This is a genomic window from Nocardioides sp. (genome assembly GCF_036374615.1).
In the GTDB taxonomy this organism is placed as follows: Bacteria; Actinomycetota; Actinomycetes; order Propionibacteriales; family Nocardioidaceae; genus Nocardioides.
Genome location: NZ_DASUTK010000187.1, coordinates 1 through 7,561, shown reverse-complemented (window position 1 = coordinate 7,561; position 7,561 = coordinate 1). Strand labels below are relative to the sequence as shown.

The 7,561-nt window shown below is 72.0% G+C and carries 11 protein-coding genes; 3 read left to right on the top strand and 8 right to left on the bottom strand.

The features are described from left to right. On the top strand, window positions 1-817 hold an 817-nt coding region (locus tag VFZ39_RS14460), incomplete at its 5' end, for an FGGY family carbohydrate kinase (protein WP_330866476.1). Between the two features lie 84 nt (window positions 818-901). Here VFZ39_RS14460 and VFZ39_RS14455 read toward each other — a convergent pair. The 3 genes from VFZ39_RS14455 to VFZ39_RS14445 are packed head-to-tail and all read right to left on the bottom strand — an operon-like array spanning window position 902 to window position 3,140. Beyond that, entirely contained in the window at window positions 902-2,089 is a 1,188-nt protein-coding gene (locus VFZ39_RS14455) for an NAD(P)/FAD-dependent oxidoreductase (RefSeq protein WP_330866475.1), read from the bottom strand. After that, window positions 2,086-2,715, bottom strand: coding sequence for a GTP cyclohydrolase I (gene folE / locus VFZ39_RS14450; protein ID WP_330866474.1), 630 nt, complete (start codon window positions 2,713-2,715; stop codon window positions 2,086-2,088). The genes VFZ39_RS14455 and folE overlap by 4 nt, the downstream gene beginning before the upstream one ends. Next, window positions 2,712-3,140, bottom strand: coding sequence for a hypothetical protein (locus VFZ39_RS14445; protein ID WP_330866473.1), 429 nt, complete (start codon window positions 3,138-3,140; stop codon window positions 2,712-2,714). The genes folE and VFZ39_RS14445 overlap by 4 nt, the downstream gene beginning before the upstream one ends. Window positions 3,141-3,232: 92 nt before the next feature. On the opposite strand from VFZ39_RS14445, the gene VFZ39_RS14440 reads away from it, so the two are divergent. Further along, entirely contained in the window at window positions 3,233-3,907 is a 675-nt protein-coding gene (locus VFZ39_RS14440; protein WP_330866472.1) for a helix-turn-helix transcriptional regulator, read from the top strand. A 110-nt stretch (window positions 3,908-4,017) separates the two neighbouring features. Here VFZ39_RS14440 and VFZ39_RS14435 read toward each other — a convergent pair whose 3' ends face one another. Beyond that, entirely contained in the window at window positions 4,018-4,899 is an 882-nt protein-coding gene (locus VFZ39_RS14435; protein ID WP_330866471.1) for a hypothetical protein, read from the bottom strand. A 39-nt stretch (window positions 4,900-4,938) separates the two neighbouring features. On the opposite strand from VFZ39_RS14435, the gene VFZ39_RS14430 reads away from it, so the two are divergent. Then, window positions 4,939-5,292, top strand: a complete 354-nt coding sequence (locus VFZ39_RS14430; RefSeq protein ID WP_330866470.1) for an arsenate reductase — start codon at window positions 4,939-4,941, stop codon at window positions 5,290-5,292. A gap of 3 nt (window positions 5,293-5,295) precedes the next feature. Here VFZ39_RS14430 and VFZ39_RS14425 read toward each other — a convergent pair whose 3' ends face one another. From VFZ39_RS14425 to VFZ39_RS14410, 4 genes are all read right to left on the bottom strand, one after another. After that, window positions 5,296-6,390: a hypothetical protein gene (locus VFZ39_RS14425; RefSeq protein WP_330866469.1), complete on the bottom strand. Its 1,095-nt coding sequence runs from the start codon at window positions 6,388-6,390 to the stop codon at window positions 5,296-5,298. Beyond that, on the bottom strand, window positions 6,387-6,908 hold the full coding sequence (locus tag VFZ39_RS14420; protein WP_330866468.1) for a SigE family RNA polymerase sigma factor: 522 nt from the start codon (window positions 6,906-6,908) through the stop codon (window positions 6,387-6,389). Before VFZ39_RS14420 ends, VFZ39_RS14425 begins: the two co-directional genes overlap by 4 nt. A 25-nt stretch (window positions 6,909-6,933) precedes the next feature. After that, on the bottom strand, window positions 6,934-7,431 hold the full coding sequence (locus VFZ39_RS14415; protein WP_330866467.1) for a GNAT family N-acetyltransferase: 498 nt from the start codon (window positions 7,429-7,431) through the stop codon (window positions 6,934-6,936). Further along, the coding region (locus VFZ39_RS14410) for a response regulator transcription factor (RefSeq protein WP_330866477.1) at window positions 7,424-7,561 on the bottom strand (138 nt) is incomplete at its 5' end. The genes VFZ39_RS14415 and VFZ39_RS14410, both read right to left, overlap by 8 nt.

The window sequence follows — 7,561 nt, the reverse complement described above, 5'->3', positions numbered from 1 at the left end:
GGAGACCGACCCGCGGCTGTTCGTGGGGCTCTCGCTGCCGATCGCCGGGATCGCGGGCGACCAGCAGTCGGCGCTCTTCGGCCAGACCTGCTTCGACGAGGGTGACTCCAAGTGCACGTACGGCACGGGGTCGTTCATCCTCACGAACACCGGGACCACGCTCACACGCTCTGACGCCGGCCTGCTCTCGACCGCGGCCTGGCGCTCCCCCGACGGGGAGCTGACCTACGCGCTGGAGGGCGCGATCTTCGTGACCGGCGCGGCCGTGCAGTGGTTGCGCGACGGGCTGCAGATCGTGGGCTCGGCGGCCGAGACGGCCGCGATCGCATCGACCGTCGACTCCTCCGACGGCGTCGTCTTCGTCCCGGCGCTGACCGGGCTCGGCGCCCCGCACTGGGACCCGCACGCCCGCGGTCTGCTGATCGGCCTCACCCGTGGCACGACCCGGGCGCACGTCGTCAGGGCCACGCTGGAGGCGATCGCGTTCGAGGTGCGCGACGTGCTCGAGACGATGCCGGGTCTCGCGTCGCTGCGGGTCGACGGCGGTGCCGCCGCGAACGACCTGCTCTGCCAGGTGCAGGCCGACCAGGTCGGCGTACCGGTCGAGCGACCGCAGATCGTCGAGACCACCGCCCTCGGCGCCGCGTTCCTGGCCGGCCTCGGCACGGGCGTGTGGTCCTCCACCGACGAGCTGCGCGACACCTGGACCCTCGACCGCCGCTTCGAGCCGTCAGCAGACCGGACGACGGCCGACGCCGCCCACGCGCGCTGGCTCGACGCGGTGTCCCGCTCCAAGGGCTGGGCCGCGGAGGGCTAGTCCGGGCTCGGTCGTCGTGCGTAACGGTGTCTGCGCTGCGCTTCACCCCCGTTGCAACGGGGTGGGAGCGCACTCGCGGCGCCGTTACGCGGTCAGATCAGCCAGCGGCACGGAGGGGTCCCTGACCCGGTCGGTGGCGTCGGTCCCGACCACCGCGCGTACGTGGTCGATGGCGTCCCAGTCGTTCGCGTGCATGCCGGCGACCACCCGGCCACCCTTGATCCAGAGCGCGCTGAAGACGCGTGAGCCCGTCAGGTCGCCGCGGATCACCACGTCGTCGTAGCCGTCGCGCCCGACGTGGCCGACGTACTCCATGCCGAGGTCGTACTGGTCGGTGAAGAAGTAGGGCTGCCGGTCGTACTCCGCGTCGTCGCCGAGCATCGCGCGAGCGGCGTGCTTGCCCTGCTGGATGGCGTTGTCCCAGTGCTCGACCCGGATCCGGCCCAGCGACGGGTGGTCGTGGTTGGCCACGTCACCGGCCGCGAAGACATGCGGGTCCTCGGCCCGCAGCCGGGCGTCGACGAGCACCCCGTTGTCCGTGGGCAGCCCCGCGGACGCGGCGAGGCCGTCATCGGGCCCGGCGCCGATCCCGACGAGGACCAGGTCCGGCGTCACCTCGTGGCCGTCGCTGAGCCGGACCGTGCTGCCGTCGATGGAGTCGACCGAGGTGCCGAGCCGGAGGTCGACCCCGTGCTCGCGGTGCAGCTCGGCGAAGCTGGCCCCGATCTCCTTGCCGAGCACGGTCGCGAGCGGTAGGTCGGCCAGCTCGACCACGGTGACTTCGCCGCCGGCGTTGCGGACGGCGGACGCCACCTCGAGCCCGATCCAGCCGGCGCCGATCACCAGAAGCCGGCCGGAGAGCCGTTCCTTGAGTGCCAGCGAGTCCTCAAGCGTGCGCAGGTAGCTGACGGGCAGCCCCGACTCGTCGGCCATCGGGAGACGCCGCGGCTGGGCGCCGGTCGCGAGCAGCAGCCGGTCGTAACCGATCCGCCGATCCCCCACCGAGACCGAGCCCCGGTCGAGGTCGATGCCGGTGACCGGGTCGCCGGTCAGCAGCTCGACGCCGTGGTGGGAGTACCACGAGGCCTCGTGGACAAACGGCTTGTCGGGCTCCTCGGTGCCGAGCAGCAGTCCCTTCGACAGCGGCGGGCGCTCGTACGGCGTGTGAAGCTCCGCGCCGATCAGCGTGACGTCCCCGTCGTACCCCTGCTCGCGCAGCTCCTCCACAGCCTTCGCTCCGGCGAGCCCTGCTCCGACGATCACGATGTTCACGGCTGTCTCCTGGTGAGTGAGAGGAATTCGGCCCGGCTACGAGGATCGTCGCGCAGCTGTCCGAACAACGTCGAGGTCAGGGTCCGCGTGCCGGTGGCCCGGGCCCCGCGGAGCGACATGCAGGTGTGCTCGGCCTCGATCACGACCCCGACCCCGCGCGGCCGCAGCCGCTCGTGGAGGTCGTCCGCGATCCGCTTGGTCAGCCGCTCCTGGGTGCCGGGTCGGCGCGCGTGGAACGTGACCATCCGTGCGAACTTCGAGAGCCCCAGGATCCGCTCCGCGGGCAGGTAGCCGATGTGGGCGACCCCGACGAAGGGCAGCACGTGGTGCTCGCACAGCGACTGGACCGGGATGTCGCGCACGAGCACCAGCTCGTCGTACCCCTCGTCGTTGGGGAAGGTGGTCAGGTCGAACTCGGGAACCGTCGTCATCTCGAGCAGCGCCCGGGCCATTCGGCCGGGGGTGTCGGCGAGGTGGGCGTCGGCGAGGTTCAGGCCCAGCGCGGTCAGCAGGTCGGCGGCCGCCCGCTCGGCCGCCTCGGGGTCGACGGCCGGCGGGGAGGCGTGGACGACCCGCGGCCGCCAGTGCCCGAGGGCAGCCGGTTCGGCCAGGGTCTCGGCGGTCACGCGGTGCCCTTGCGGCCGGCGCCGTCGCGCTCGGGGGCGGCGAGGACGGCGAGCGCCAGGGCGGCGACCAGCAGCCCGAAGTCGCGCAGGGCCACGTCGTAGTACTCGCCCATGGTCACCAGGTTCACGATGATCCCGGCCAGCCAGGCGGCGACCAGCAGCGCGCCGTAGCGCGGCATGAGGGCGACTGCGAGCCCGGCCACGATCTCGATGACACCCACCGCGAGCATCGCGTCGTGGGCGCTGCCGGGGACGATGTCGTCGATCCAGGGGGCGAGGTACTGCTCCCAGTCGGTGAGCAGGTTGGCGAACTTGTCGAGTCCGAAGGCGATCGGGGCCACCGTGAAGAGGGTGCGCAGCATCGCGCGGGCGAGGTCGGCGTTGGAGGAGCCGATCCGCACCTTGGGGTGGGTGGTGGTCGTCATCAGGCCACTCCTTTCTAGAAAATATGTGTGTTTGTCTTAGAAAACCCCCGAAAGGCTCTTGTGTCAAGGGTTTTCTGTTTTAGACTTCGCTCGTGGACCTCAGTCACGCCGCTCCGATCGGCGCGCTCGCGGACGACAACCGCCGAGCGCTCTACGAGTACGTCGTGGGCGAGCCCGACCCGGTCGGGCGCGAGCAGGCCGCGACCGCCGTCGGCCTCCCCCTCCACACCGCGAGCTTCCACCTCGACCGGTTGGTGACCGAGGGGCTGCTCGAGGTGGAGTTCCGGCGGCTGACGGGGCGCACCGGCCCCGGAGCGGGACGCCCGAGCAAGCTGTACCGGCCCGCCGAGCGGGAGTTCGCCGTGTCGCTGCCGCCCCGCCGCTACGACCTGGTGGGCGACATCCTGGCCGAGGCGGTCAGCCGTGCGGCGGACGGTGCGCCGCTGGAGCGATCACTCACCTCGAGTGCTCGGGAGGAGGGGCTGGCCCTGGGGCGCGCCGTCGTTGCGGTGCCGGACTCGGCGACGCTGCCGGCCGTCGCCGAGGTGCTGACGGGCCAGGGGTACCAAGCGCGGCTGGACGACGACGTCGTCACGCTGCGCAACTGCCCCTTCGACGACCTCGCGCGCAAGCACACCGAGCTGGTCTGCGGCCTCAACCGGACGTTCGTGCAGGGGGTCGTAGAGGGCATGGACCGCGGCGACGCCACTGCCTGCCTCGAGCCGGAGGACGGGTGGTGCTGCGTGAAGGTGCGCCCGGCGGGCTGAGGCTCTGGGTGCCGGTTTCCCCGCCTGAGCGGGGACATGAGGACTTCGCGCGCGAAATCCAGGTCACGAAGTACCAGACTCGCCCACGAGGTTCGCGGCCCCGGGCGCCGTCAGCCCTGCACCTTCGCCAGCTTCGCGACCGCCTCCTGGTGCGCTTTCGACGCGTCCGCGAGGGAAGCCTCCGCCTCGGCCCGGGAGTCCTCGGCGTCGGAGAGCTCCTCGTCGACCTCCTCGGACGCCGTCTCGAGCTCGGCCAGCTTGCGGCGCAGCTCGTCGATCTCGGCCTGCAGCTGCAGGCTCCGCGCCTGGAGCTCGTCGACGCTCTGTGAAGCCGCCGACAGCGCCTTCTCGGCCGACTCGACCGCAGCGGCTGCGGACTCGACCCGCTCCTGCGCGGCCGCCACCGCCTTCTCGTCCGCATCCGGGTCCGGTACGACGTGCAGGTCGGGCGGTCCCGGCTCGACCGGGGTCGCAGTGAAACCGAGCGCCTCCGGCGTCGCGACGGCGGCACTGAGGTCCACCTCGTCGACGCCGGTCGACGCCAGGGCGGTCACGAGCAGCCCGCTTCGGACGGCCTCCGCGCACCGCTCGTCGACCATGGCGGCCGTGAGCGTCGCCTCGACCTGGTCGGCCACCGCCTGGGTGACCTTCACCCCTGCCGACGCGGCCAGCGCGCGGGCGCCGGTGGTGACCGCCGCGGTGAGCTGCCGACGCTGCTTGGTCAGGTTCCGCAGCTCGGCGCCGTCCATGCCGGCCGCGGCATCGCGCAGGGCCGCGCCGAGCGACAGCACCTGGTCGACCTGCTCGGCGTCGCGCCGTACGAGCAGGTTGACCACCCACGCGGCCAGGGACGGCTTCTTCAGCGCCTTGACCGGCGCGGCCAGGTCGGTGCCCTTGAGCTCCTTGGCGCGGGCGTCGCGCGCCGGGGTGAAATCGCTCAATGGGAGCGCGTAGAGCTCGTCGGCGATCTCCACCAGCTCCTGGTCGGCCACCCTCCGGATCCTAGGTGTACCCGGCCTAGGCTGTCCGGCATGGAGGTGTGGACCACCGTCGCGTGCAGCAAGACGCGAGCGGCACTCGACAGCATTCAGCGGGCCGGCGAGCGGTACGAGACGCGCTCCTGCATGGACGCGCCGCCGACCCCGGCTGAGCTGGAGGACGTCCTACGGCGGCTGGGTGCCGAGCCCTGGGATATCGCCCGCGAGAAGGAGAGTGCTGACGCCGGGTTCGCCGACCTGCCGCGCGACGCCGATCACCGCGACGACTGGGTGGCGGCGCTGTCGAGCAACCCGCGGGCGATCCAGCGCCCGATCATCCTGCTCGACGACGGCACCGCCGTGGTCGCGCGGGACCCCGAGACGCTGGACCGGGTGCTCGGCACCTGAGCGTCACATGTCGTTGCCGAGGAAGATCGGGTCGCCCGACGTGCCCTTGAGCGTGCCGATCGGCGTGCACTCCCCCGACGGCACCTCGCAGTCGAAGTAGCGCTGCGGTCCCCCACCCGAGGTCACGGCCACCAGCACCGAGCCGTCGGAGTCGAGGTTGACGAACTCCGCGCCCTTCGCCGGTACGTCGAGCCGGAGCGGCGCGCCACCGGCGGTGCTGCGCAGCGTGCTGCTCCAGTAGAGCTCGTGCGCGCCGTCGAACGTGAGCAGGGACTCCGGCCCCTGTGCCTCGGCGAACCGCCATCCCTTCCCCAGCGGGTCGCCGGCCGGCAGGGCGCCCATCCCGAGCACGACCCCGTTGCGCGCGTCGGCGACTCGGAACCCCTCGAGCGTCACGACGTCGTCGCCGCCGAACACCAGCGTCTCGTCGCGGTCGAGCCGGCCCACGAAGGCCATCCCCTGGTCGAACCCGGCGACGGTGAGCATCTCGCATTCCCGCCCCTCGCAGGGCACCTCCGTCCAGACCTGAGTCTCGCTGGCGGCGTCCACGAACTCGTGCTCGACCAGGAACACCTCGCCCTCTCGCCGCGTCAGCCACGCCAGCCGCTCAGTCGCTGCGTCGAAGACGACAGCTCCGAACGCGTCGCCGTTCCCGCCCGGCGCTCCACCCTCAGACGTCAGCAGCCTCGACTTGCCGTCCTCGGTCAGCAGCCGGACGTCACCGTCGTCGACGTACGCCACGCCGTGCGGGGTCGCCCACGAGCTCGTGTCGAGGTTCGGCACGTTCGAGAGCGCGAACACCTGCCCGCCCATGTGCAGCTCGCCGTTGATGTCGTCGTAGTAGGCGCGCAGGCCGTGGTCGAAGTCCATCGCCGGCAGCTCGCTCGGCCCGACCTGCGTGCCTGTCGGGTCGCTGCCGCTCGTGGCGAGGGCGAAGCCGCCGGTGAGGACCGCGAGCACCCCGATCGAGGCCGCCGCGGTCGTCACGGCGCGGTGACGTCGACCGCTGCGACGAATGGCCGCGAGGTCGGCCGGCGGTGCGACGACCCCGTCGACGTGGTCCTCGATGCTGCGCGTGATCGTGTCGTCGAAGCTCATACCCGCTCCCCTTCCGTCGTGGTCTCGGAGAGCAACAGACGCAGCCGCGCGAGGGCCGCGGCAGACTGCGACTTGACGGTCCCGGGACGGACGCCGAGGGTCTCGGCGATCTCGGCCTCGCTGAGGTGCTCGTAGTAGCGCAGCACCACCACCGCCCGTTGCCTCGGCGCCAGCTGGCCGAGCGCCTGCCACATCGCGTCGGAGTCGGCCAGCGTCGTGTCGTGCGAGGTCGGGGCGCGTCGCGGGTCGTCTTCCAGAGGGATCTCGGTCGGCAGCTCCGTCGACGACTTGCGCCGGCGCCACGAGAGGACCTCGTTGACCACCATCCGGCGGACGTAGGCCTCCGGCTGGTCGCTGCGGTTGACCCGCGCCCACCGGGCATATGCCTTGCCCAGCGCCGACTGCACTGCGTCCTCGGCGAGGTGGTGGTCTCGGGTGATGGCGTACGCCGCCCGGAACAGCCGCTGCGACGTGGCCGCCACGAAGTTCTCGAACTCCGCCTCGAGATCCGGTCTCATGCCCGTCCTTCCCCGTTCGTTGCTCTCACTCCTCTGACGCAGTCAGAGGGCGGTCGGGTTCGTTGCGGACGTACTCGACTTCGGCGGGGTACGGCGGCCACTCGGCCGGCTGCTCGCGGCCAGTCTCCTGCCAACCGAGCCCCTCGTACAGCAACCGGGCGGCCCGGTTGTCGACCAGGCACCACAGTCGCGGCTCGGGCCCCATCCGCGACACCGCCCGGTCGACGAGCGCCCGACCCCAGCCGAGTCGCCAGCGGCTCGGGTGGACGGCGAGGTGGCGCAGCACCTGCTCGTCGTACGCGACGAAGGCGAGCAGGTCGCCGCTGCTGCCGTCGACGACCTCGACCGTGACGTCGGGATCTGTCAGAAGGCGGCGCCACCGGGCCTCGACCTCGGCGGTCGGGAACGGGTGCTCGTCGGCGGGGAAGACATGCGCCAGCGCCGGCAGGTTCGCGTCGCGCTCCAGCGCCGCCAGCGCAGCCGCGTCGGCGTCCGTGGCCGTTCGGACCGTCGGCTCACTCATCCTGGTCGGCGTCGAGCCCCTGCTCGATCGCGTACCGGGTCAGCTGCACCCGGTTGTGCATCTGCAGCTTGCGCAGCGTGTTCTGCACGTGGTTCTGGACGGTCCGGTGCGAGATCACCAGCCGCTCGGC

Bases quoted from the DNA above. Each gene is read 5' to 3' on its own strand.
- VFZ39_RS14420 (WP_330866468.1), bottom strand. From the start codon at position 6,908: ATGAGACCGGATCTCGAGGCGGAGTTCGAGAACTTCGTGGCGGCCACG.
- VFZ39_RS14445 (WP_330866473.1), bottom strand. From the start codon at position 3,140: ATGACGACCACCACCCACCCCAAGGTGCGGATCGGCTCCTCCAACGCC.
- VFZ39_RS14415 (WP_330866467.1), bottom strand. From the start codon at position 7,431: ATGAGTGAGCCGACGGTCCGAACGGCCACGGACGCCGACGCGGCTGCG.
- VFZ39_RS14425 (WP_330866469.1), bottom strand. From the start codon at position 6,390: ATGAGCTTCGACGACACGATCACGCGCAGCATCGAGGACCACGTCGAC.
- VFZ39_RS14430 (WP_330866470.1), top strand. From the start codon at position 4,939: ATGGAGGTGTGGACCACCGTCGCGTGCAGCAAGACGCGAGCGGCACTC.